The following is a 24,976-nucleotide window of genomic DNA, read 5'->3' on the forward strand; positions in this document are numbered from 1 at the left end:
AACTCTCCCGAGAAGGCATTAACCGCTGAAACTGAGGCGATAACGGCCTTCACTGTCCGGATTGCCCAAAAAGCCAAGTTGGCCACGCATGCTTTCCGGAAAAGCGTCACCCGGCGCAAACCAGCCATTCAGGCTGTAACGTTGATCCGGTGACAGAAAAATATTGAACTCGGTTTCAATCGCGTCAGATGCACTGTCGCCATCCAGCACCAACTGGCCTTCATTGCAGGACAATTGCGCCACCACCAAACCGGGATCAATCGTGCCAATTGGCGAGTCGACATTACCCTGTGACCAGGCAAGGTTACCGGCGAGGGCTTCGCAGAAAGGCTGCTGACCAAACAGGTAATCGCGTACAGTTAAATCAAACTGTCCCGATAGACTAACAGGCAATGGAGTCGGAAGAAATGATTGCACAATATTGGCCGATGCCGATAAAAGTAGGTTATTGGCGTAGATACCACCCAAGCTGTAGCCCACGTTTCCGCGGGCAGATAACCCCGGCGTACCGGAAAGGCGAAGATCGACATCCGCTTTGCCAGCAAAGAGCTTCAGGGGGTTGAATTGCCACTTCAGTCTCCCCATCGGCTGCCCCTGCCATGAGAACTTAGCAGCGGAGCCATTCCATAAGGTGCCGGAAATACCACTCAGTTCCAGCCCTTGTGTCGGCGGAAGCTGGCGAACCACCAAATTGGCCGGAATATGCACAATCGCGCTCCCGACCAGAACCACAAGGAAAAGCAAGCTCCAAAGGATCACTCGTTTCATTTTACCCTCTTCCCAACTGCAGTCGTTTTACTTCAACAACACCCTGGGTGTCGGTTTTACCAACATCAATAAACTTCACTTCCACACCGTGGTTAGTGGAGAGAAAATCGAGCCAGCTAATGAGTGAATTGAACGGCATCGGTTTCAACCACACTTGAATCTCTTCCCGTTGCGGCTGCAAACGGACAATTTCCAGGTTGTAGCGTTTCACCGTAGTGGTCACAGACTGATTAAGTGGTAACGCACTCACCTGACTGCGGTTTCCGGTTGCACGGCGAAGACCGTCAATCTCAGCGGCTTTGCCGTTTACCCAAGTCAACAGATTACGCTCACTGACCAGCCGCTGCTGTGCCTGCTCTGCGCGCACTTTAAGTGGACTTACGACACCCCAGTACATGATACCCAGAACTAATACTGCACTTGCCACACTGAGCAAGCGCTGTTCGCGACGGGATAACCCTTGCCAATAGGCGATCAGTGCTTTCATGATGGTTCCTTACGCAATACAAAGGCGCCAGTGACGGTTTGCTGGTCGCGGCTTAATTGCCCCAGCTCCGTGTTGTATCTGCTCGACAAGGCTTCACGCAATTTTTCGAAATCCCCAAAATCTTTTCCACGCGCATTGAGGCGAAGCTCCCCTCTATCCTGATCGAATCGCATTGCATCTAGCTGAATGCCAGGTGCGGATTCCAGAAGCGGACCTAATTCCGCCATCCATACCATCACACCAGACTGGGTCCCTGCACCAGAGAGTCTATTCACCTCACCTTCTAAGATACGACGCATGTAGCTTGTGGTTGGGATACGCTGGTTTTGTGGCAACAGCGCACGCACTTTGGCTTCACTTAGCTCGCGATATTGCGCCGCCTGTGATTCCATCTGGTAAATATCTGCAACCTCCTCGCCACCCAACACTGCCAGCAATACCGCAGCCGCGATTGCCGCGCCACGCCAAGGTTTGAGGTGTTTATAGATTTGGTTTTGTGGTTTGTAGCGTCCGGCCAGCAGATTATAACGGCTCTGCATTGCCTGTTGTGCAAGCAATAGCATCACCAGCTCACAAGGCTCAGCTTTCCATTTGTCGCCCATGTCTTCCGGCACATCAGAATAGCTGTAAACGGTTTTAATGCCGCCTTCTTCTTGTGCACTGTCCAGGCTTTGTAACCAAACAGGCAACCAACCTTCTTCCGCTGAACTACCCTCAGTTTCTCCGGTACGCAACAGCCAGCGATGATTGAGGTTCGCCGCACTGTAGCCATCGTCATGCAGCGGTAGACAGAGGCAATCCGGCACCAGTTTACGGACGTGCAAGTTGGCCTCCGACAAGTCGTCCAGCCAACGTAGCAGCACTTTGTGCTCAATGACCGCTACGTTAGCGAGCTCACCGCTTTTACCCAGTAGAGTGATATGAACCTGATCAACATCCTGTGCCAAATCATCTTCTAAAAGGAAAGGTAAAACCGTATCGAGCTGGCGCTCACTGCCCGCGGGGATAGTCGCCGTAGTCAGCGTCATCGCAGCACTGTCAGCCAATGCGACCACGTCCCGGTCAGCCGCATAATCTGTCAGCTGTGACAAGCTTTCGGCTTCGCCAGAAGCAATCACTTCCTGCTGGGCTGGCGACCAGACCAGCCAGGGGATCGACTCCTGCGGATCGCTGTTAAGCCTGATTGTCAGGATCTCGCTCACTCTTTCCTCCAAAGCGACGACGGATAACGTTAACCTCGCCGTTGTCATCCCTCTGCAGCAAAGAACGCAGTCTGAGCGTTACGCTACCGAGGGTAATTTCTGTGTCTAATTCAAAGTAGCGGCTTCGCACATCCAGATATGGCTGCAGGCGCCCCCTTTCTTCCTGTTCAATATCGGCCAGCAACGGCTCAGCCATAAAACTGGCCACATCTGGCCAGCCATCAACGGCGTTTCTTCCGTTTATCAGTTCTTTTGCCTGCTCCTCAGAGAGGCTCGGGTGAAAGATGGCACTTAGAATAGGAGCATCTTCCTCTGTCAACGTATTCACATTCACCACAAGCTTGTCGCTCGGAATAGCGCAAAGCAGCGGGCTGACTTTATCAAACACTTCTTGCGTCACACCATTGATGGCGCGCCACTCGGAAATATCCGCAATAAAACTGTTTGGCGCCACATGCGGCTGTGGACGCGCTTCGTATTCACTGTCTTCCACACCGAGGGGAGATTGAACATTGGTATCAGTATCAATAAATTCCCAGGTCGCTGCGGCTGCCGTTTCCGCCTCAAAGCTGTCGATACCCTGCGATTCAATCAACTGCTGGAATGACACCACTAGTTTCGGGTTAGTGCCGTTTTCCGTCGGTTTGACACTGCGAAACCCATTCACGTTAAAACACGCCTGCTGATCATAGACATTACCTGTCGCCTGACCACCATCGAGCGGATAGACCTGATCGCGCACAGCCCATGGTTGGCTCAGCGTCACTGTGTCTTCGCTATCGAAGCTTTGCTCGATACCATAGCGCGCCAGTGACTCAACAGACTGCGTGAACCAGTAGGCCTGCTGATAACGCACCTGACTTTCCGCACGGTTGAAATTCACAAACATGCGGCCAGACATGCTTACCGCGACCGTGGTCATCAGTGCCATAATCAGCAACACCACCAAAAGCGCAACGCCACGCTGCGATTGACCGCGCATCACGGCGTGTTCTCCGTAGGTGGGGAGATGGTCTGTCCCGGTAGCAAATACACTCGGGTTAGTTCACCATAACGTTCCGTCTCCATCACCACCCGAATCGCTTTAGGCATTTCTAGCGGTGTGTCCCAATTTTTTTTCCAACCGTCACTTCCATTGACTTCAAAGTGAATACCTGTGACCCCTTCCATCAGCGGCATAGAGGCTGGTTCTGTCGCTGAGCTGTCATCCGGGTACATCCAGCGGATACGTTCCAAGGTGTCATCCTGAATGCGGTAACCCACTTTTACCACTTCCCCACGGGGAAAAAGCTGTTGAGGATTGATCCAACCACCGCGGACAAAGCGGATACCCTGGGATTCGGAGTCCAAAAAGTCATCACCAAATTCCAACAAGGTTTCTTTGGCTTCATCGCCACCATTTCGGTACTGACGCGCCAACATCTGGCGAAAATCACTGTCCATGATCAGAAGCGTCCGTTGCAGGCTTTTCAGCGCATTGCCCACTTCTTCTGTCTGTATATTGCTATTGATGACATTACGGAAAATCTGGTTCGCCGCCACACTCAGGGTGGCGAAAATCATCAAAGCTAACAGCACTTCAATCAGGGTAAATCCCCTTACTTTTTTAGTTCGCTGGTACATAGGTCCTTACCGTCACCAGAGAGCTTTGTCGCCGCTCATCACGCCACACAATCACATCGACCGCGCGCAACAAGTTATCTGAAGTCGCAATGGGTTTGACTGTCCAGAACCACTCACGCCCCGCCATTTCTGACTTACCATTTTTTGCAGAGGAAATCGGTTTGTCTTCCAGCACAAACAGTGCCAATTGATTATCCGCCACCATAGACGCGAAAGTTTTCTCTTCCAGTGCACCTAGCGAATTTACATGCTGACCAGTCGCATTAAGCACCGCCATAGCCGCCACAGCAAACACTGCCATTGCTACCAAGACTTCAATCAGGGTAAAGCCGCGATGCTTTATCACTCTTTATCCTCATTCAAGTTCTTTACTTCAAATGTTGCTACGTCATTGCCTTTTATCTGCCACAGGCGCTTGTCATCCGCCACGATAGTCAGGGTAAAGGGAATGATCTCACCGTTCCCCATAAGCAACACTTGCGGCTGAGGCGGTTTGCTTTCCTCATCGGCAAACATCTCTTCATCAAACAGGCTTTCTCTGTCGAACAAGCGGTCTTCTTCCGCCACAAAGCCACTGACTTCCAAATCAAGCTCCAACCCTTCAGGTAGAGTAACCGACGTGACTTTTCTATCCTGTTCCATCGGCACCCAGTCTTCACGAGTCAGGCGGAGCAGTTGATAGCCGTCTTTGTCCACATTGAGTCCAAGAGTTTGCCCGGTCAGCAAGGACTGTTCAGTCCAAAGCTGAATAAGCTGGAAGAAACGCTGTGCTTCTTCTTTAGCATCATCATTTTTGTTCTGCGGAAGGTTGGGCACCACGATCACAGCGCTTATCGCTAATAACACCATCACCAGCAGTATTTCCAGCAATGTGAACCCGGTCGGGCGCCTTCTTCTCACGATTAATTAATGTCCAGCATGTTCCAGTTGCCGATATCCTGATTCACGCCGTCACCGCCTTCTTGACCATCTGCACCCAAGGTAAAAATATCTACGGTGCCGTGCTCTCCTGGATTCAGGTACTGGTATTCATTACCCCAAGGATCTTGTGGTAGACGCTTGATGTAACCACCTTCACGGTAGTTGCGTGGCTCTGGCGACGAGCTGGGCTTTTTCACCAGTGCGTCCAGACCCTGATCGGTCGTTGGGTACACGCTGTTATCGAGACGGTACATGTCCAGCGCACCTTCCAGCGCACTGATATCCGTCACCGCTTTTTGCTGATCGGCTTTGTCTTTATTCCCCAGCAGGTTTGGAACAACCAAACTTGCCAGTACACCCAAAATAACGATAACAACCATAATTTCCAGCAGGGTGAAGCCCTGTTGACGACGTTGCATTTTCTATCTCTCCTGAAAGAATGCTGCTTGGCAGCGAGTTGGGGTTATACGCCCACAATATTGTTGAGCTGAATAATTGGCATTAAGGTTGCCACGACAATAAACAACACGATACCGGCCATCGCGATGATGAGCGCCGGACCAAAAATACCCAGTGCGATATTGACCTGGGATTCGAAATCTCTGTCCTGATTGTCTGCGGCGCGAGTCAGCATCTGTTCGAGCTCACCACTTCGTTCACCACTGGCAATCATATGCAGCATCATGGGTGGAAAAAGTTTCGATTTTTCCAGCGATACCCTAAGGCTCGCCCCCTCCCGGACACGATCTGACGCTTCCAGTACTTTGCTCTTCACCCAGGTGTTGGTCATCACATCTGCCGCGACTTTCATTCCATCCAGCAAAGGAATGGCACTTGAAGTACAAATCGACAGTGTGCGGGCAAAGCGCGAGGTATTTAGCCCCCGGGCAACCCGTCCAACCACCGGCATATTTAATACACTTCTGTCCCAGCCAAGGCGCCGGCTTTCGTTCCGAAGCAGCGCCCGGAAAAGCACAAACAACGCAAGGCTGACACCCAAAACCAACAGTCCCCAATTGGTGACGAAATCACTGGCTGCCAACAGTACTTTGGTAATGTTTGGCAGCTCCGCACCGGTTTGTAGGAATTGGCCCACAATGTCCGGCACAACGGTCGCGAGCAAAAAGGCTACGATGCCAATAGCCGCGACAGTCAGCACCATGGGATACACCATGGCCTGGATAAGCTTATTTTTGACCTGCTGGCGATTTTCTACGTAATCAGCAAGACGTTCCAGCACAGGGCCTAAGTGACCGGATTTCTCACCGGCAGCAACCATGGCGCGGAACAGTTGGTCAAACACATGAGGGTAATCACCAAAACTGTCAGAAAGTGTATAGCCTTCAACGACACGCGCACGCACACCGGTGAGCATGTTCTTCAAACGCTGCTTTTCAGATTGCTCGGCAACGGCCTTGATACACTCTTCCAATGGCATACCCGCCTGAACGAGCGTCGCAAGCTGACGAGTCAGTAATGCCAGTTCGTTGGTGCTGATACCACGTTTGAAACCTACCGAAGCTGATTGCTTTTGCTGCTCTTTCTCTTGCGTCTGGGCCACTTCCATTGGCACCAGCGATTTTTCACGAAGCATCTGACGCGCCTGACGGGCTGTGTCAGCTTCAATAACGCCTTTAACGGTGCGGCCTTTGGCATTTAACGCTTTGTATTCAAACGCTGCCATCAGCCCTCCCTGGTCACACGCAGGACTTCTTCGAGCGTGGTCTCACCCCGACGCACTTTCATCAAGCCATCAGCGCGGATGCTTGGGGTAGACTCGCGAACATAACGCTCAATCGCCTGCTCACCCGCTTCGTTATGGATAAGCTCTTGCACTTGAGTATCAACCACAAGAAGTTCGTGGATACCGGTACGACCGCGATACCCTTTGTGGTTGCACTTCTTACAGCCTTTAGCTTTATAAAGTGTCAGCGATTCACTTTCCGGCATTTCAAACCAGGCTTTGCTCTGGGCATCAGCTTCATAAGGTTCTTTGCAGTCTGGGCACAAGGTACGAACCAATCGCTGCGCCAGCACGCCAAGAAGTGAAGAGGATACTAGGAACGGCTCAATGCCCATGTCACGAAGACGGGTCACGGCACCGACTGCGGTATTGGTGTGAAGCGTCGACATCACAAGGTGACCCGTCAACGATGCCTGCACCGCAATTTGCGCAGTTTCAAGGTCACGGATCTCACCAACCATCACCACGTCCGGGTCCTGACGCAAGATAGCGCGAAGGCCACGGGCAAAGGTCATATCAACTTTGGTATTCACCTGTGTCTGGCCGATGCCATCGATATCAAATTCGATAGGGTCTTCGACCGTCAGAATGTTTCGCTCCGCACTGTTAAGCTCGGTCAGGCCAGCATAAAGCGTGGTCGATTTACCCGAACCAGTCGGACCGGTCACCAGCAAGATACCGTGCGGACGCTTGATAAGATGCTGGAAGTTGTCATGCACCGCTGGGGTCATGCCCAAGCTTTCTAGATCAAGCTGGGTTGCGTTTTTATCGAGAAGACGCAGTACCACGCGCTCGCCGTGGGATGACGGCATAGTCGATACACGCACATCAACAGCACGGCCACCAATGCGCAGCGAAATACGACCATCCTGAGGCACGCGTTTTTCCGCAATATCCAGTCGCGCCATGACCTTGATACGTGATACCAAAAGCGGTGCCAGTTTGCGACTAGGGCTCAATACCTCACGCAGCACACCATCCACGCGGAAGCGGATAGACAGACTCTTCTCGAAGGTTTCAATATGGATATCCGAGGCTGTTTCTTTGATCGCCTCACCGAGCATGGCGTTAATAAGTTTGATGATCGGCGCATCGTCTTCTGACTCCAGCAAGTCCTCACTCTGTGGCAGCTCTTCTGCCAGCGCAAAGAAGTCGTCACTGTCTGCACCGATGTCTTCCATCAGCTGTTGAGCTTCTGATGAATCACGCTGGTAAAGCTGGGTCAGCTTTGGCTCAAAGTCTTCCGAGCGCAGTTGAACTGGCGTGAAGCCATGACCCAAAACCCGACGCACTTCATTGAGCACAGCAGGCTTTGGCTGATCGCGGTAGTAGAGTAGAAAACCGTTCTCTGTTCGCTCCACCACGACGCCATGGCGCTTGGCAAAGCCAAACGGCAGCCGTGTGGCTGCCATTGGGACATTAAGGTCCTGAACCAGTTCTGCTTCCGTTTCCTGAGACAGCATTTCCATGGCCTTACCTCAGCTCAGCCATGATGGCGCGCACTTCCGCAGGCATGGTCAAATCAGAGCCAAACTCCGGTAATACTGGCGTTTTCACGCCAGGCATCAACTTTACTTCTTCCTGTGCGCGGAAAATCTGCTCTGCACGGATGTAGTTGTATTTGCGTTGCGTGATGCCATCTGCGGTCAGACCGGTGCGGATGATAGTCGGCTTGATAAATAGCATCAGGTTACGCTTGGTTTTTCCTGACGATGTAGATTTGAACAGGTGGCCAAGAATTGGGATATCACCCAGCAAAGGTACCTTCTGCTCGCTCTCGTTGGTTTGCTCGTCAATCAGACCACTCAGTACAATCATCTGCTGATCAGCAGCCAATACCGAGGTATTGATTTGACGCTTACCAAAGCGGATATCGACGGCGCCGCTTGCACCCAATACGTTCGAGATTTCCTGTTCGATGTTGAGCTGTACGGAATCACCTTCGTTGATTTGCGGGGTGATCTTGAGTTTCACACCGACATCTTTACGCTCAACCGTCTGGAATGGGTTGTCGTTGTTGGAACCTGTGGCAGAGCCAGTCACAACCGGTACTTCCTCACCCACGATGAACGAGGCTTCTTCGTTATCCAATACCATCAGGCTTGGCGAAGAAAGGATGTTGGAATCACTGTTGGTTGATACTGCAGTCACCAAAGCAGTCCAGTCACCAAACACCACACCAGCAGCCAAGCCACTTACACCGCCCAGCACTTCAGCAATCGCCGTAGGGTCGCCGGATTCTGTGATTGGCACTTCCACCAGATTGTTGTTGCTGTCAAAGCGCGATTCTGTGGTTGTGGTGTCTTTCGCTTCTTCCTGCGCAGCCAAGTAGTTAGTGATGGGTACGCCGGTATTACCAAACTGGATACCACCACCGTCCAGTGACCCCCACTGAATACCGAGATTTGCACCGTCGCTTTCTGACATTTCGACGATCATCGCTTCAATCAGAACTTGGGCACGGCGAATATCCAGCTGCGAAATCACACCTTCCAACGCACGCATAATGTCTGGTGGCGCAGTAATAACCAATGAGTTTGTGCCTTTATGCGCAGAAATCTTTACGTCGCCACCCACGCTGGTAGCAGCCTTCTGACCGCCCTGTTTCTCAGCAATCAAGTTTTCAGATACGCCCTGAAGCACATCAACCACGTCTTCGGCCTTGGCGTAACGCAGATAAATAACGCGGTTGTTACCAACGGTTGCCATTTCACGGTCAAGCTGGGAAATCAGACGGCGGATGCGATCGCGTACCTGCGGTTCACCGGAGATCAGTACGGAGTTGGTGCGCTCATCGGCAACAAAACTTGGCTGCAATAGCGCTGGGGTGTTCTTGCCGTCGCCTTGCTTATTCAAGCTTTCAACAATGCGCACCATTTCTGATGCCGAAGCATGCTTGAGGTTAACCACCTCAACTTCTTTGTTACCCGCCTGGTCAACGCGCTCGATGATATCTGCCAGCCGGTTCACCACCGCTGCACGACCCGTGATCATGATGACATTCGCCGGGTCATAGTGAACCACGTTACCAGCACCGGCGTTATCAATCAGCTGTCGCAGTAGCGGTGACAATTCCCGCACAGAGACGTTTTTCACTGAAACAACACGGGTGACAACCGCATCGCCTTGAATGTTGTCGTTATCACCCACAACTGGAATCGCTGATTGCTTTGCGTCTTTGTCACGCACCACTTTCAACACACCGTTTTCCATTTCAACTACTGCAAAGCCATAGACAGACAGTACGTTGAGGAAAAACTGGTAGTACTGATCTTCATTCAGCACATCGTAGCTGCGCACGTTCACTTTGCCGCGCACCGCTGGGTCAACAATGATGGTCTTCTCGAGGTTGCGTCCTACAATCTCGATAAACTCCTGAATATCTGTTCCCTTAAAACTGGCACTGAACTCGGCAGCCCAAGCTCCCATGCTCTGCATGGCGAGCACACCTGCAACTAACCAGGTTGTTTTACGTTTTTTCCACGTATTCACTTCGTTCTCCGTTTCCTGTCCAGTTACAGACCGATATAAATTTCGTGCAATTGACCGTCACGTTGGACGGTAAGGCTGATCTCTGAGGCATCAGACAAGCTTTGCCAGATACGGTTCATTTCCGCTGGGTTAGTCAAATCCGCCCCATTAATACCCACAGCGATATCACCGGCCTGAAGACCCGCCTGTTCGAACAGCCTGCTGTCCCCACCAGGCCCCAAACGATAACCCACCAGCCCCTCTTCATTTCTTTCCTGCGACAGAGTGATGAATTTGAGCAGCGACTGTGGATTGTTCATAATTTCCGCTTTCACGTTACTCAGATCTGCCTGTCCTGTGTTTTGTGGAATAGTCGGCTTTGCTTTTGCACGGGTCGGCACTGGCGAGGAACTGGCTTTGTTATAATCTACACCTGCCAGCATCAATGCTTCATCGCGACCGTTGTTTCTGAGGATAACGCGATCATTGAGGACCTGACGGAGAATAACCCGCGTCCCCTCTATCGCTTCACCAATGCCGTAGGTTTTTTGCGAGCCACGGTTGGCAATCACAGCCAGGCCGCGATCCGGCTCAGAACTTGCGACCAGTCCCACCAAGGTTAGATTCAAGCGGGTACGCGGGGCATCAACAACGGGTTCAGGCTTTTTCTCAACAGGTGCAGCTTTGGCACTGTATCGGCCAAAGAAGTGGCGGTTAACCAATTGGTCTAGCTGATAGGCAGGACCCTGTGTACTGACACTTGCCACCGCAGCCGGGGTATCAGAAACATCTTCCGGTGCAGCGTTTGGTACCCAAACCCACACCAATCTTCCCAGCGTCCAAGCCAGTATCAACACCAGTAAACACGTCACCCACTTCGCAAGAGAAGCGGGAAACGCCTTTCCAAGTTGCGGTTGTGCCAAAACGAGCGAGCGCTTTATCCCAAAATTCGCAGACATGCTTTTCCTGTTACAAACATCGGCATTTCATTGCCATTCAGTCATTTGCCGTATTTGGTACCTGACGGCACTTTAATACAAGAATATAAAATTGACTGTTCAATTTACCTGTTTTCTTTTCCATTGCCGATAAGTGAGAGCCCTTTTTTGTCTGAATGATTCCATTGCGGCTTGAAAGTTAGACGAATGAACACCATATAAGAGCTCTAATTGTGATGCTGATCGTATTCAGCAAACGTGATAAGTTTAGCCCCCTGAATGTAAAGGAGTGTCTAGTGGGCTCGAAACACAATCAATTTGACCAAGATTTGCAGGTAAGGCTGGATAAGTGGCTTTGGGCAGCGCGTTTTTATAAAACCCGTACCATAGCGAGAAATATGATCGATGGCGGCAAGGTCCACTACAACGGTCAGCGGTCAAAACCGAGCAAACTGGTAGAAATTGGTGCCGAGATCAAACTGAGACAGGGTTTTGATGAGAAAATCATCGTCGTTGAACAATTGAGCGAACGTCGCCGAGGTGCACCTGAAGCTCAAGCCCTTTACCGAGAAACTGATGAAAGCCTGTCGCGCAGGGAACAACGCAGCTTAGAGCGCCAGCTTAACGCACATAACCCAAGTCCAGATCGTCGTCCCGACAAAAAGCAGCGACGCGATATTATCAAATTTAGAAACAGTAACGATTAACGCCGGAGAAGTTATCCCATGGCACAAGACAGTCTGCACCGTTATTTGTTCGATGGCGTCTCCGTACGCGGCGAACTGGTTCAACTTTCTGATTCATTCCAACAGCTGACCGGCAGCAAAGACTACCCGGCTCCAGTCAAAGATCTGCTAGGCGAGTTGATGGTCGCAACCAGCCTGCTGACAGCAACACTGAAGTTTGAAGGCAGTATCACGGTACAAATCCAGGGTGATGGACCGGTATCTCTCATTGTTATCAACGGCAACCATAATCAAGTACTGCGCGGCACTGCGCGCTGGAACGGTGAACTGCCGGAAACCGCAACGCTGCCAGAGCTGATGGGTAAAGGCCACATCGTGATCACTATTGAGCCGGAGCAAGGCGAGCGATATCAAGGCATCGTAGGTCTGGAGGGGAACACGCTGCAGGAATGTCTCGAGGATTACTTCGCACGTTCAGAGCAATTAAAGACACGTCTGTGGCTGCGTACTGGTGAAGTAGAAGACAAATCGAAAGCAGCTGGTATGCTGCTGCAAGTCTTGCCAGACGGCATCGGCAATGAAGACGATTTCGATCATCTAGCGAAGTTGACTGAAACGGTCAAAGACGAAGAACTTTTCAATCTAGAAGCGGAAGAAGTGTTATACCGTCTTTACCATCAGGAAAATGTGAAAGTCTACGAGCCGAAAATTGTGACATTCAAGTGTTCATGCTCGCGCGAGCGCAGCGCTTCAGCCATTGCTGCAATTGAACGTCAGGAAGTTGAAAAAATGGTCGCTGAGACCGGAAATATCAAACTTCACTGCGACTACTGCGGCGCTGACTACGAATTTGATTCCGTTGATATTTCAGCAATTTTCAACCAAAACGGTCCCTCTTCAGAAGCCGTGCATTAATAATTCTCTCAAATAATTAATGGTCAAAAAACCCACAAAAACCGGCTTTTTCGCCGGTTTTTTCACCTATCACTTCTCTTTTTCAAAAAAAATACGCCGCATTCTAACTGCTTAATTTTGTACAAATAATAACCACTTCCGTATGGCACATGCGCGCAACATGGCGGTAATATTATAGGTACAGACTGGTTAAGACCATTACAAACGCTTAATTTGTTTGTGGTTATTTTTTGAGTTAACTCTCTGAATTGGCTAATTCAGGTTGCTAGCATGGACGACAGTTACACTACATCTTACCCAAGGAGCACCTATGACTGTCATGAACGTCGAAAAAAAGGTTGCAAATAATATCGATTTGTCAAAACACGGCTTGTACGATGTTAAAGAGATTGTTCGTAACCCTACATACGAACAACTTTTCGTCGAGGAAACCAAGCCGGAACTGGAAGGATTTGAGAGAGGCACTGTGACTGAGCTGGGCGCAGTGGCTGTTGACACCGGGATTTTTACCGGTCGTTCTCCCAAAGACAAATACATTGTGCGCGACAATACTACCCAAGACACCATGTGGTGGTCAGATCAAGGGACCAACGATAATAAACCGATCGACCAACACGTCTGGGAAGACCTCAAATCCCTCGTTACCCGCCAGCTGTCAGGCAAACGCGTGTTTGTGATTGATGGTTACTGTGGCGCTAACCCTGATACCCGACTGAGCATTCGCGTGATCACCGAAGTGGCCTGGCAGGCACACTTTGTGAAAAATATGTTTATCCGCCCAACAGAAGAAGAGCTGGAAAACTTTGAACCTGATTTCGTGGTCATGAACGGCGCGAAGTGCGTCAACGAGAAGTGGCAGGAGCATGGTCTGAACTCCGAAAACTTCACTGTCTTTAACCTGACTGAGCGCATGCAGCTCATCGGCGGTACCTGGTACGGCGGTGAGATGAAGAAAGGAATGTTCGCCATGATGAACTACTTCCTGCCGCTCCAAGACATTGCATCTATGCACTGTTCTGCCAACATGAACAAAGATGGTGAAGTAGCGGTTTTCTTTGGTCTGTCAGGTACAGGCAAAACCACACTGTCTACCGATCCGAAACGCGCACTGATCGGCGATGATGAGCATGGATGGGATGATAACGGCGTTTTCAACTTTGAAGGCGGCTGTTACGCGAAAACCATCAAGCTGTCTAAAGAGGCCGAGCCAGACATTTACAACGCGATTCGCCGCGATGCACTCCTGGAAAATGTCACCGTTCGCAACGACGGCTCCATTGATTTCGACGACGGTTCTAAAACAGAGAATACCCGTGTTTCTTACCCGCTTTACCACATTGAAAATATTGTGAAGCCGGTTTCGAAAGGCGGCCATGCTAACAAAGTAATCTTCCTTTCTGCGGATGCGTTCGGTGTACTTCCTCCGGTATCCAAGCTGACACCGGAGCAAACCAAATACCACTTCCTGTCTGGCTTCACTGCCAAGCTGGCAGGTACTGAGCGAGGTATCACTGAGCCAACCCCAACTTTCTCTGCTTGTTTCGGTAATGCGTTTCTGACGCTGCATCCAACCAAGTACGCGGAAGTGCTGGTGAAACGTATGGAAGCGGCAGGTGCAGAAGCCTATCTGGTCAATACTGGCTGGAACGGTTCTGGTAAGCGTATTTCAATTAAAGATACCCGTGCGATCATCGACGCGATCCTTGACGGCTCGATTGAAAAAGCAGAAACCAAAGTGGTGCCAATCTTCAATCTCGAAGTGCCAGTGAAACTGCACGATGTTAACCCTGACATTCTGGATCCACGTGATACCTACGTTGACCCTCTGCAATGGGAAAGCAAAGCACAGGATCTGGCAAAACGCTTTGTCGATAACTTTGCGAAATACACTGACACGCCAGAAGGCGAGGCATTGGTCAAAGCAGGGCCTCAGCTCAGCTAAACAACAAATACCAAGATTCAAAGCCCCCCCCAACTTCGGGGGCTTTTTGTTTTGTGGTTTGCAGGACAATATCTAAATTTCTTCACTGCCTTGGTGTTGAAACGGATTACTGCTTGAATAACGTCAATTTTTACGCCAACCTCAAAAGAATCGCGGCGTAACACGCTGCACCTTACACGTCGGATAACTGAAGAGAGTAGATCGCCAAATGCGTGTCCTTGCCAAGCTGTTTGCCTCGCTTGTCATCATTACTTTTGTCGTATTGGGTGCGCTTCTCATCGTTCTCAACACTAATTACGGCCTGCCTTTGGTGCAGAAAGCTGTCAGCACGCTTACTCCCTATTCCCTGCGCGCAAACTCTCTGGACTACAACTTACTGGCTCCTCTTTCTCTCTCATTGAATGAGCCTGAACTGATTGAGTTGGAAACCGAGAACACAATTTATCAAGCAGGGTACGTTTCAGTAGCACTGTCACTTTGGGATTCACTTGATGGTTCACTTTCCTTGCAAAGCGCGGTGGTTCGTAGAGCCAAAATCAATCTGGCCGACAAAGCAGCCTTACCGGCTTCGCTTTTAATCAAACATCTGGCACTAGATGATGTCGCCTACCAAAGTAATACGTTTGCTTTCGATCATGCCGACATTCAGGTCTCCAACTGGCGCAACACACAGGATAAATGGGGAAGCTGGCAGGGCCAGTTCCAGTTGTCTGCACCTTCGCTCTCGATCGATGGCCAGACGCTTTCCAACCTTCTGCTCGACAGTGAACTCATCGATGGAACGTGGGAAATTTGGGGGCTGTCGTTTAACAGTGAGTTTGGCAATATTACAGGCAGCGCGACAGTCGAAGATCGGAAAGTAATGCTCCACCAACTCACATTGAGTGATGCCCGAATTGAACCTTCGCGTAGCCTCTCCAATCTCACAGCGATGTGGGGCTCGTTAAGTGAAGACTACGACATTGCCATCAAACGCCTCGATCTACTGGATGTCAGTGCGTCGGTGGATGATTTCACACTGGAACACCTCAATCTTTCAGCACAGTCGGTTAACCTACTCAACGGCGAACTGGCATGGGCAGCCAACGATGCGTCATCACTGCTCTCTTTCAATGCCAATCTGATCAACTTCGACAAATGGCTACTGACTGATGTCCTTGCAGAAATGTCGCTCTCCCCATCGCGCATTGAGGTTGGCGCCTTTTCTTCCAAGATTGATGACGAGGGCTACATTTCGTTTGCCGGGGATATGACGCCTGCCTCGTTATCATTGCGGTCACTGGTACTTAATGGTCTGACTCTGGAACTGGAAAGCGGGCTTTCTAAGACGCTGTCCGCGCAGTGGGAACGTTTCGACAATATCCGCGTTGGCAGTCTGTCCATCAGACACACCAATGTCACTGCACCGAACCCTGAATTCCCGTTGCAAGTGATTGGATTGAATCTGAAGGGCAAAGACTTACTGTTGAGGCAGGCAAGCCATAATGGCATGTGGCGAGGACAACTGACTGGCAGCGCAAAAGCAGCCAGCGTCAATCGTATTCTGGTTTCCTCACCTTATGCAGCGATGAGCGTCGAGGACGGCTTATGGCAACTTGATCCACTCAGCCTGACCTTCCAGCAAGGTCAGTTGGCAGCCAAGGCCAGTGTCGACTTCAGTAGTCCTAGCCGTCAGTGGCACTTTGAGGGTACAGGCCTCAGCCTTCCGACGTCTTTGTATTCACGGTGGCTAGGTTTAAACCTGCCGCTTGAAGGCGAACACGATCTCACTGTGCATATTTCCGCACTGGGAGGCGACACAGATAGCTTGGCTTACAGTCTGACCGGCGATCTTAAAGCCACGCCGCACCGCACCGTGATGCAAGTTAACGACGGAGAATCTTTCGGGCAGTCACTGATGATGCTGTTTTCGAAGAAACTCGAGGGTGCTGAGCACGTTGATTTTCCTATCAATGTAGGTGAGGTGGTTATCGCCGCAGATCGTGGCCGGATAGGACTGGCACCGACCAGCCTGGAGCAGGGAGGAACACTTTCCACGCTATCCGGTCAATGGGATTTGGTCTCAGGTGAGGGCAACCTCTCCCACACAAACCAATAAGAACAGCTTAGGGTCTGTTGCCCCTTTGGCTCAGCCAAACAGCAAAGTCTGGCTCTCAATGGTATCTGCGGCCTGATCCTGTTCGGGTACCAGCATATAAGTGCCTGAAAACGTCCCTGCTACATCATCCCCGCTGTAGAAAGTCACTTCTAGTTTGACTCTGGCTTTACGACCATTTTCGAGACGATCAAGGTCACCACTGAGCCCATCAAGAGACACGACAGCGCGCGGTCGCTCCAGAATTGGCTGTCGGTAACGAATGTGACTGTCTGCCAGTACGATACTCGCAGAGAGCTGACGCTCTTTCATCAACAACCACACCATACCCCAGCCTGCCAGAGTCGCCATACTGAAAACACTGCCAGCAAACATAGAGTCATGGGGATTGAGGTTGGCGTTTAACAGCGCGCAGATTTCAAAGCGGTACCCAGTAAATTGGCTGATACGGATACCCATTTTATCGCTGATCGGAATTTGCTGCTGCCATCGCTGCTGGAGCTCATGACACCACTCAGGGCGGCGCACCACGTCAGACATCATATCCAGCGTTTTCAGCATCTGCTGGTGACGCACAGGGCCACGCTCTTCGCTCAGCTCCCCTTGGTTCACAAAGCCGTTTTGACTGTAGAAGCCAATGGCATCCTCTCGGGCATTACAGACCAACCGTTTCGCCCCCTCCTGACGAGCTAACGATTCCAGCGTCATGAGAATAAGTGCACCTAAGCCCCGCTGACGGTACTGGGGAGCCACGGCCATGTAGCGTATTTGGCCATCGTTATCCGGCGTAAGATAAAGGCGGCCGATAGCAATAGGCTCGCCTTTGGCATCAACAATCACGCGGTGGTGTGAGCCAACATCATAGGCGTCGCGCTCAGAGCCTTCCGGCAGACGCCAGGGTTCACGAAGCATCTTCCAGCGAAAATGAAAATACGCCTGAAGTTCATCATCCTTGGTAGGGGTGATTAACCGAAACATCCCGTTTCTCTCCTCGTGAACCCAATTGGGTTGTTAAACCTGCAGCCAGAAAGTCACTGGTCCATCATTCACCAGGCTGACTTTCATGTCTGCTGCAAACACACCATTTTCTGTTTTGACACCACTTTCGCGGCAATATTGCGAAAATAACTGATAAAGACGATCGGCTTCCGCCGGAGGCGCACCATTAAAGCTGGGACGCATCCCTTTGTTGGTTTCGGCTGCCAGTGTGAACTGGGAAACCACCAGCACATCACCACCTGCCTGCTGCACATTAAGGTTCATCTTGCCGTTTTCGTCTTCGAAAATACGGTAACCCAATACCTTTTCATACAGGCGATGCGCTTTCTTCTCATCATCGCCTTTTTCAACACCCAACAGCACCAACAGCCCTTTACCAATCGCACCAACAGTGCGACCGTCAACCACGACATTGGCTTCGCTGACTCGCTGGATAAGCGCAATCATAACAGCTCCTTTCTTATCATCTTAATTGTCAGTAAGTTGTCCTGGTTCCGTTTCAAGTGAAATACTCCACATTTCTCGCTCGCCGAGCGATGCGGTAATTTCTGCGCCAATCAACACAATACACCAGCTGAGATAGACCCAAACAAACAGCAAAGGTACCACAGCCAACGCGCCATATATCAGCTCATAGGAAGGGAAGTTTGTGGCATAGAAGGCAAAGCCTTTCTTGCTGAATTCAAACAGCATAGCTGCCGATATCGCCCCGGCAAAGGCATGCACGAGACGCACTCTGCAATTGGGCACCAAGGTATAAAGCCCAAGGAAGGCCAATGCGGTAAAGAAGAAAGGCAACCATTTCAACAAAGTCGGCGCCCATACATCTGCCCCATCCAGGTCCAGCAAGTTCAGCGAACCAAGGTAGGAGCTGACACCCAGGCTACTACCCACCAGCACAGGGCCAAGTGTCAGCACCATCCAGTAGATAGAAAAAGACACCACAGGCGCGCGCTTATGTTTTATTCGCCAAATGTAGTTCAGACTCTTATCGATAGCAGAGATCAACATCAATGCCACCACAAACAGAAAGGCCACACCGACAGCGGTCATCTTACCTGCGTTTGCGACAAACTCATTAAGGTATTGCTCAAGAGCGTCACCAGAGGCAGGCACAAAGTTATGCAGAACAAAAGTGCGAATCTGATCACCCGCTTCAGCAAACCCCGGGATCAAAGATAGCGCTGACAATACCACAGTGATCAGTGGTACCAGCGACAGCAAAGTGACATATGCCATGTAACCGGCAGTCACTGTCAGGCGGTCATGAAGAACACGACGGATGAGATGCCTTGCGAAGGCGAACAGAATTTGCCCTGCCTTGGGCAATGAATGCTTGAGTCGTTCCAATGCTTCAACCATAGTCTTTATTTAGAAAATTAATCATACACGAAGGAGTGTACCGTGCGCCTCATCTCCACCCTGCTTTTGTTTTTTACGCTGGCTGGCTGTCAGTCAGCCTATTACGCCACCATGGAAAAGGTCGGTGTACATAAGCGTGACATCATGGTCGATCGCGTTGAGTCTGCTTCCGATGCTCAGCAGGAAGCCAGCGAGCAGTTTACCAGTGCGCTTGATGCGCTCACCACTCTGACCAACTTCGACGGCGGAGAGTTACAAACAATGTTCGACACCATCAACGAGCAGTACGAAGACAGCGAAGCGGCCGTGGACAATGTACATGAGCGCATCGCAGCCGTTGAAGATGTGTCTGGCGCCCTGTTCGATGAATGGCGCGAGGAGCTTTCCCTCTATTCCAGTGCAACACTGCGCCGCGACAGTGAACGTAAACTCAAGGCAACCGAGCGCAGCTACGGGCAAATGTTATCTGCAATGAAAAAAGCAGAAAGCAAAATGGAGCCTGTTCTCGACACACTACGCGATAACACTCTGTATCTAAAACACAACCTCAACGCTGCCGCCATTGGTGCATTGAAGGGTGAATTTGCAGGTTTGGAAAAAGAAATTAACCATGCAATCAAGGATATGCAAACCGCTATCACAGAGTCAGAGCGCTTCCTTGCAACCCTCAAGAACTAAGAGAAATATCCCAGCCGTCTCAGTTATTTTCTCGTAGTTGAAACAGGCGATGTGAGACAAACTACCGTAAGGTGTGCCCAGGCAATTTACTGCCTGCATTCAACGGTATTACCGTTTCTCAACTTGGAGGAGAAATTATGAGCATTATTTCTTGGATCATTCTTGGCTTACTCGCAGGTGTTCTCGCGAAGTGGATCATGCCAGGAAAAGACAGTGGCGGTTTCATTATCACAACCCTTCTGGGTATTGCTGGTGCTGTGGTTGGTGGCTGGGTCAGCACACTGCTGGGCATTGGTACCACAACAGGTCTTAGCATTGGCGGCATCGTGATGGCAACAGTAGGCGCACTTATTCTGCTGTTTGTTTACAACAAGTTCGTCAAATAACGCAGAAGAACAAAAAGCGATAGAGACAAAAAAGCCTCCCATCCGGGAGGCTTTTTTACGTTCCTAAGAAGGCTTACTTGCTGCCGCGGCTTGCGCGCTTACGGTCAGTTTCAGTCAACAGTTTCTTACGGATACGGATGCTTTCTGGGGTCACTTCTACCAGTTCGTCGTCATCAATGAACTCCAGTGCCTGCTCAAGCGTGTACTTGATTGGTGAGGTCAGCACCTGCGCGTCATCAGTACCTGATGCACGTACGTTGGTCAGCTGCTTACCTTTCAGGGCGTTAACGGTCAGATCGTTGTCACGGCTGTGAATACCGATAACCATACCTTCGTACACTTCAACACCGTGACCGATGAACAGACGACCACGTTCCTGCAGGTTGAACAGAGCGTTCGTCAGGGCTTTACCTGCTGCGTTTGCAATCAGTACGCCGTTGTTACGCTGGCCAATGTTACCGCCTTTGTGTGGACCGTAGTGATCGTAAGTGTGGTAAATCAGACCTGAGCCAGAAGTCAGGGTCAAGAACTCTGTCTGGAAGCCAATCAGGCCACGAGATGGCATGATGAAGTCCATACGTACACGGCCTTTGCCGTCTGGAGACATGTCTTTCAGCTCACCTTTACGCAGGCCGATTTTCTCCATGATACCGCCCTGGTGCTCTTCCTGAACGTCAATGGTCACAGTCTCAAACGGTTCCATCAGCTGGCCGTCTTCTTCGCGCAGAATAACTTCCGGACGAGATACGGCAAGCTCGAAACCTTCACGACGCATGTTTTCGATCAGGATAGACAAGTGCAGTTCACCGCGACCTGAAACGCGGAATTTATCCGGGTCTTCTGTTTCTTCAACGCGCAGTGCAACGTTGTGAACCAGTTCTTTCTGCAAACGCTCAAGGATGTTACGTGAAGTCACGAACTTACCTTCTTTACCTGCAAAAGGAGAGGTGTTCACCTGAAAGGTCATGGTCACCGTTGGCTCGTCAACAGACAGCGCTGGCAGCGCTTCAACCGCGTTTACGTCACAAATGGTGTCAGAGATTTTCAGCTCACCTAAACCTGTGATTGCGATGATGTCGCCCGCAGCGGCAGATGCAACATCATGACGCTCAAGGCCCAGGTAACCCAGCACAGTACCAACTTTACCGTTACGGGTTTTACCGTCAGCACCTATGATGGTCACTTGCTGGTTAGGTTTTACAGAACCACGGGTCACGCGGCCAACGCCGATAACGCCGACATAAGAGCTGTAGTCCAGCTGAGAGATCTGCATTTGCAGAGAGCCTTCGGTATCAACTTCTGGTGCTGATACGTTATCAACGATAGCCTGAAACAGTGGTTCCATGTTCTCGCCAGTTTCGCCTTCTTCCAGCGTCGCCCAGCCGTTCAATGCTGATGCGTAAACCACTTGGAAGTCCAGCTGCTCGTCAGTTGCACCCAGGTTATCGAACAGATCAAACACCTGATCCATTACCCAGTCAGGACGTGCTCCAGGGCGGTCGATTTTGTTGATAACAACGATTGGCTTCAGACCGTGTGCGAACGCTTTTTGTGTGACGAAGCGGGTTTGAGGCATTGGGCCATCAACGGCGTCAACGATCAGAAGTACAGAGTCAACCATCGACATGATACGTTCCACTTCGCCACCGAAGTCGGCGTGTCCTGGGGTATCTACGATGTTGATGCGGTAATCATTCCAGTTAATCGCGGTGTTCTTCGCCAGAATGGTAATGCCACGCTCTTTCTCGATGTCGTTCGAGTCCATGACGCGTTCTTCGTGCTCGCCACGGGTTTCCAGGGTGCCAGACTGCTGAAGCAGTTTGTCAACCAGGGTGGTTTTACCGTGGTCAACGTGCGCGATGATCGCGATGTTTCTTAGTTTATCTATCTGTAGAGTAGACATGGGTTCTCTTTCACTCAAAAAAGATGTGCCGCCAAAAGCTCCGGTATTGCCGAAAGCGCTCACCGCCACTGATTAAAAATCCGGCCGTAATTTACCAGATTTTTATTGAAAACCCACGAAATATGTGACTTAGGATCAATTTATATTCGTTCTGCCTTGTTACCGACACAAAAACAACGCTCAGGAGACGGCTCTACATCCCTTACCCTGCTCCATCTACGGGCGATCAGTGCGCAACATCTGGGCAACATCTGGGGTAATTACGATGCATCGGTTTTTTTTCTACTTTTTTCACAGCAAAGAGCCGGTTTTCGATCCACCTCACACCTCCAACATTGTCTGTTCTTTCCATCCTCTCAGTCGTTGACAACCACAACGAACCGCTGCTGAATGAGTTGATTGGCACGCAATCCTTCCCAATTGCACCATATTGGTGCGGACGCGCACCAAAAGTGATCGATAATACGCACTTTTTTAAGTCATCATCGTGTAAACACGGGAAATGACAGGGATTTTAAACTTGGCACACTTTTCGCTTCAGTGGAGCCAGACCAACTTTTTGGTGAAGCGCATAGACGCACCTTCACCAAGTTAGAGAACAATGACACCGGAGGTTTATTCACATGTCAGTAGAAAACGTACTCGCCTTAATCCAAGAGCACGAAGTTAAGTTTGTTGACCTGCGCTTCACCGATACCAAAGGTAAAGAGCAGCACATCTCAATCCCAGCGCACCAGATCGACGCAGACTTCTTCGAAGAAGGTAAAATGTTCGACGGTTCTTCTGTTGCAGGTTGGAAAGGCATTAACGAGTCAGACATGGTAATGATGCCTGATGCGTCTTCAGCAGTACTTGACCCATTCACGGAAGATGCAACGTTAAACGTGCGTTGTGACATCCTTGAGCCGGCAACCATGCAAGGCTACGACCGCGACCCACGCTCTATTGCGAAACGCGCTGAAGACTACATGCGCTCTACCGGTATCGCTGACACAGTTCTTATTGGCCCTGAGCCAGAGTTCTTCCTGTTTGACGATGTGAAATTCGCCACTGACATGTCAGGCTCTTTCTTCAAGATTGACGACGTAGAAGCAGCATGGAACACAGGTTCTGATTTCGAAGGCGGTAACAAAGGTCACCGCCCAGGCGTTAAAGGCGGTTACTTCCCAGTAGCACCAGTTGATTCATCTCAAGACATCCGTTCAGCAATGTGTCTGGTTATGGAAGAGATGGGGCTGGTTGTAGAAGCACACCACCACGAAGTAGCAACTGCAGGTCAGAACGAAATCGCAACGCGTTTCAACACCCTGACCAGCAAAGCAGATGAAATCCAAATCTACAAGTACGTTGTTCACAACGTAGCGCACGCATTTGGTAAGACTGCGACCTTCATGCCCAAGCCACTGGTTGGCGACAACGGTTCAGGTATGCACGTTCACCAATCTCTGGCGAAAGACGGTCAGAACCTGTTCGCTGGCGATAAGTACGGCGGCCTGTCTGAAACTGCACTATTCTACATCGGCGGTATCATCAAACACGCTCGCGCAATCAACGCCTTTGCAAACCCTGCAACCAACTCATACAAGCGTCTGGTTCCAGGTTTCGAAGCACCAGTTATGCTGGCTTACTCTGCACGTAACCGTTCCGCTTCTATCCGTATCCCAGTGGTACCAAGCCCGAAAGCACGCCGTATCGAAGTTCGCTTCGGTGATCCAGCAGCAAACCCATACTTGGCGTTCTCAGCAATGCTGATGGCTGGTCTTGACGGTATTAAGAATAAGATCCACCCTGGCGATGCAATGGATAAAGACCTGTACGACTTGCCAGCAGAAGAAGCAGCAGAAATCCCAACTGTTGCTGAGTCTCTGCAGCAAGCTCTGCAAGCACTGAGCGACGACCGTGAGTTCCTGACTTCAGGCGGCGTATTCTCTGACGACTTCATCGATTCTTACATCGCACTGAAATCTCAGGACGTTGAGAAGGTGAATATGACGACTCACCCACTGGAATTCGAACTGTACTACTCAGTGTAATTCAACGAATTTTATAACAAATCAAAGGGCTCGCTCACAGGCGGGCCCTTTTTCTATTGTCTGGATTTCTCCCCCACGGAAAATAGGTTTGTTGGCACCTCACCAGAAACTCAAGGAATTCATGATGCGCAAAATCGGTATGCTCCTTTTTGGTGCGCTGTCTGTGTCCGCCAGCGCGGGTGATTATTACCGCTGGGTTGATGAAAATGGCACTCTGCATTTTAGCGACTCCCCACCATCAGTCGGCCTAGAGCTTGAAGTAGAACTAAGCACTATCCCTTTGCCCTCTCAAGGCTCATCTATTGTGGCATCGCCAACCTCTCCGGAAGCACCACCCGCACCAGGTGCCCCTGAAACACCGCCGCTGGCCAGCTCAATTTCCCTGCTAACTCCGGACGACGAGGCCACCGTCCGCAGTAACGAAGGCAACATCACCCTGAATATTTCCACCGATCTTCCGCTTGGGAGAAACCAATCCATCCGAGCTGTGGTTGATGGGAAAAAACAGCCTGCCTCAAAAGGTGCATCTCTCACCTTAACGAATGTCGATCGAGGTACCCACACCATAAAGGTGCAATTACTACAAGATGGCAAGGTAATTGCAGCATCCCATTCAGTTACTGTGTATCTGCATCGGGCAACCAAGAAGAAAGTACTGCCTCCGGGCAAGCCAACCCCCAGATAACATAGGTTAAGAAGCTATTTGGCAGCGCTACTATAGAAAGCGGTTTTTCTTCGCTGCACAACAACGCACTATCGAGTAAACTGAATTGCACCAATATGGTGCAATCAAAAAGGAAGGTAATGTGGCCACGCTGACTGA

At 50.6% G+C, this 24,976-nt stretch carries 24 protein-coding genes; 8 read left to right on the forward strand and 16 right to left on the reverse strand.

Going from position 1 to position 24,976, the window contains the following annotated elements:
* Positions 1–18 precede the first annotated feature (18 nt).
* The 12 genes from VP504_RS10735 to gspC form a co-directional block, all read right to left on the reverse strand.
* The gene (locus VP504_RS10735; protein WP_325891142.1) at positions 19–768 is read right to left on the reverse strand and encodes a type II secretion system protein N; all 750 of its coding nucleotides are present in this window, start codon (positions 766–768) and stop codon (positions 19–21) included.
* 1 nt (position 769) lies between these two features.
* Entirely contained in the window at positions 770–1,255 is a 486-nt protein-coding gene (locus VP504_RS10740; protein WP_062708762.1) for a type II secretion system protein M, read from the reverse strand.
* Entirely contained in the window at positions 1,252–2,457 is a 1,206-nt protein-coding gene (gspL, locus tag VP504_RS10745) for a type II secretion system protein GspL (RefSeq protein ID WP_325891143.1), read from the reverse strand. Before gspL ends, VP504_RS10740 begins: the two co-directional genes overlap by 4 nt.
* Positions 2,429–3,439 carry a type II secretion system minor pseudopilin GspK gene (gene gspK, locus VP504_RS10750; RefSeq protein ID WP_325891144.1) on the reverse strand — a complete coding sequence of 337 codons (1,011 nt, stop codon included), beginning with the start codon at positions 3,437–3,439 and terminating at the stop codon, positions 2,429–2,431. The genes gspL and gspK overlap by 29 nt, the downstream gene beginning before the upstream one ends.
* Positions 3,439–4,080, reverse strand: a complete 642-nt coding sequence (gene gspJ, locus VP504_RS10755; protein ID WP_325891145.1) for a type II secretion system minor pseudopilin GspJ — start codon at positions 4,078–4,080, stop codon at positions 3,439–3,441. The genes gspK and gspJ overlap by 1 nt, the downstream gene beginning before the upstream one ends.
* Positions 4,064–4,426 (reverse strand): type II secretion system minor pseudopilin GspI, encoded by a 363-nt coding sequence (gene gspI, locus VP504_RS10760; protein ID WP_084387695.1) that lies wholly within the window; start codon positions 4,424–4,426, stop codon positions 4,064–4,066. Before gspI ends, gspJ begins: the two co-directional genes overlap by 17 nt.
* Complete coding sequence (gene gspH, locus VP504_RS10765) at positions 4,423–4,980, reverse strand: type II secretion system minor pseudopilin GspH (protein WP_325891146.1); 558 nt, start codon at positions 4,978–4,980, stop codon at positions 4,423–4,425. Before gspH ends, gspI begins: the two co-directional genes overlap by 4 nt.
* Before the next feature lie 2 nt (positions 4,981–4,982).
* Positions 4,983–5,420 carry a type II secretion system major pseudopilin GspG gene (gene gspG, locus VP504_RS10770; RefSeq protein WP_062708753.1) on the reverse strand — a complete coding sequence of 146 codons (438 nt, stop codon included), beginning with the start codon at positions 5,418–5,420 and terminating at the stop codon, positions 4,983–4,985.
* Between the two features lie 44 nt (positions 5,421–5,464).
* Positions 5,465–6,685 carry a type II secretion system inner membrane protein GspF gene (gene gspF / locus VP504_RS10775; protein WP_325891148.1) on the reverse strand — a complete coding sequence of 407 codons (1,221 nt, stop codon included), beginning with the start codon at positions 6,683–6,685 and terminating at the stop codon, positions 5,465–5,467.
* A complete protein-coding gene (gene gspE / locus VP504_RS10780) occupies positions 6,685–8,157 on the reverse strand; it encodes a type II secretion system ATPase GspE (RefSeq protein ID WP_325894033.1) in 1,473 nt (490 codons plus the stop codon). Before gspE ends, gspF begins: the two co-directional genes overlap by 1 nt.
* A 61-nt stretch (positions 8,158–8,218) precedes the next feature.
* Positions 8,219–10,237 (reverse strand): type II secretion system secretin GspD, encoded by a 2,019-nt coding sequence (gene gspD, locus VP504_RS10785; protein WP_325891149.1) that lies wholly within the window; start codon positions 10,235–10,237, stop codon positions 8,219–8,221.
* A 23-nt stretch (positions 10,238–10,260) separates the two neighbouring features.
* Positions 10,261–11,175: a type II secretion system protein GspC gene (gene gspC, locus VP504_RS10790; RefSeq protein ID WP_325891151.1), complete on the reverse strand. Its 915-nt coding sequence runs from the start codon at positions 11,173–11,175 to the stop codon at positions 10,261–10,263.
* Between the two features lie 275 nt (positions 11,176–11,450).
* On the opposite strand from gspC, the gene hslR reads away from it, so the two are divergent.
* The 4 genes from hslR (at position 11,451) to VP504_RS10810 (ending at position 16,795) form a co-directional block, all read left to right on the forward strand.
* On the forward strand, positions 11,451–11,861 hold the full coding sequence (gene hslR, locus VP504_RS10795) for a ribosome-associated heat shock protein Hsp15 (protein WP_325891152.1): 411 nt from the start codon (positions 11,451–11,453) through the stop codon (positions 11,859–11,861).
* Between the two features lie 18 nt (positions 11,862–11,879).
* The gene (gene hslO / locus VP504_RS10800) at positions 11,880–12,755 is read left to right on the forward strand and encodes an Hsp33 family molecular chaperone HslO (RefSeq protein WP_325891154.1); all 876 of its coding nucleotides are present in this window, start codon (positions 11,880–11,882) and stop codon (positions 12,753–12,755) included.
* Between the two features lie 310 nt (positions 12,756–13,065).
* Entirely contained in the window at positions 13,066–14,697 is a 1,632-nt protein-coding gene (gene pckA / locus VP504_RS10805) for a phosphoenolpyruvate carboxykinase (ATP) (RefSeq protein ID WP_325891156.1), read from the forward strand.
* 208 nt (positions 14,698–14,905) lie between these two features.
* Positions 14,906–16,795: an AsmA family protein gene (locus VP504_RS10810; RefSeq protein ID WP_325891157.1), complete on the forward strand. Its 1,890-nt coding sequence runs from the start codon at positions 14,906–14,908 to the stop codon at positions 16,793–16,795.
* Positions 16,796–16,825: 30 nt separating this feature from the next.
* On the opposite strand, the gene VP504_RS10815 is transcribed toward VP504_RS10810, so the two are convergent.
* Genes VP504_RS10815 through VP504_RS10825 form a run of 3 tightly spaced genes read right to left on the reverse strand, consistent with a single transcriptional unit; the run spans position 16,826 to position 19,153 of the window.
* Positions 16,826–17,770 (reverse strand): bifunctional GNAT family N-acetyltransferase/hotdog fold thioesterase, encoded by a 945-nt coding sequence (locus VP504_RS10815; protein WP_325891159.1) that lies wholly within the window; start codon positions 17,768–17,770, stop codon positions 16,826–16,828.
* Positions 17,771–17,803: 33 nt separating this feature from the next.
* Positions 17,804–18,238, reverse strand: coding sequence for a D-aminoacyl-tRNA deacylase (gene dtd / locus VP504_RS10820; RefSeq protein ID WP_325891160.1), 435 nt, complete (start codon positions 18,236–18,238; stop codon positions 17,804–17,806).
* Positions 18,239–18,259: 21 nt separating this feature from the next.
* Entirely contained in the window at positions 18,260–19,153 is an 894-nt protein-coding gene (locus tag VP504_RS10825) for a virulence factor BrkB family protein (RefSeq protein WP_062708721.1), read from the reverse strand.
* A 42-nt stretch (positions 19,154–19,195) separates the two neighbouring features.
* On the opposite strand from VP504_RS10825, the gene VP504_RS10830 reads away from it, so the two are divergent.
* The gene (locus VP504_RS10830; RefSeq protein ID WP_325891161.1) at positions 19,196–19,831 is read left to right on the forward strand and encodes a DUF2959 domain-containing protein; all 636 of its coding nucleotides are present in this window, start codon (positions 19,196–19,198) and stop codon (positions 19,829–19,831) included.
* A gap of 137 nt (positions 19,832–19,968) precedes the next feature.
* Positions 19,969–20,217: a GlsB/YeaQ/YmgE family stress response membrane protein gene (locus tag VP504_RS10835; RefSeq protein ID WP_325891162.1), complete on the forward strand. Its 249-nt coding sequence runs from the start codon at positions 19,969–19,971 to the stop codon at positions 20,215–20,217.
* A gap of 73 nt (positions 20,218–20,290) precedes the next feature.
* On the opposite strand, the gene typA is transcribed toward VP504_RS10835, so the two are convergent.
* The gene (gene typA, locus VP504_RS10840) at positions 20,291–22,120 is read right to left on the reverse strand and encodes a translational GTPase TypA (protein ID WP_325891163.1); all 1,830 of its coding nucleotides are present in this window, start codon (positions 22,118–22,120) and stop codon (positions 20,291–20,293) included.
* A 623-nt stretch (positions 22,121–22,743) separates the two neighbouring features.
* Between typA and glnA the strand changes: the two genes are divergently transcribed.
* The gene (gene glnA, locus VP504_RS10845; RefSeq protein ID WP_325891164.1) at positions 22,744–24,153 is read left to right on the forward strand and encodes a glutamate--ammonia ligase; all 1,410 of its coding nucleotides are present in this window, start codon (positions 22,744–22,746) and stop codon (positions 24,151–24,153) included.
* Positions 24,154–24,274: 121 nt separating this feature from the next.
* The gene (locus tag VP504_RS10850) at positions 24,275–24,838 is read left to right on the forward strand and encodes a DUF4124 domain-containing protein (protein WP_325891165.1); all 564 of its coding nucleotides are present in this window, start codon (positions 24,275–24,277) and stop codon (positions 24,836–24,838) included.
* Positions 24,839–24,976 lie beyond the last annotated feature (138 nt).

Origin of the sequence: Grimontia sp. NTOU-MAR1 (assembly GCF_035758505.1) — a bacterium.
In the GTDB taxonomy this organism is placed as follows: Bacteria; Pseudomonadota; Gammaproteobacteria; order Enterobacterales; family Vibrionaceae; genus Enterovibrio; species Enterovibrio marinus.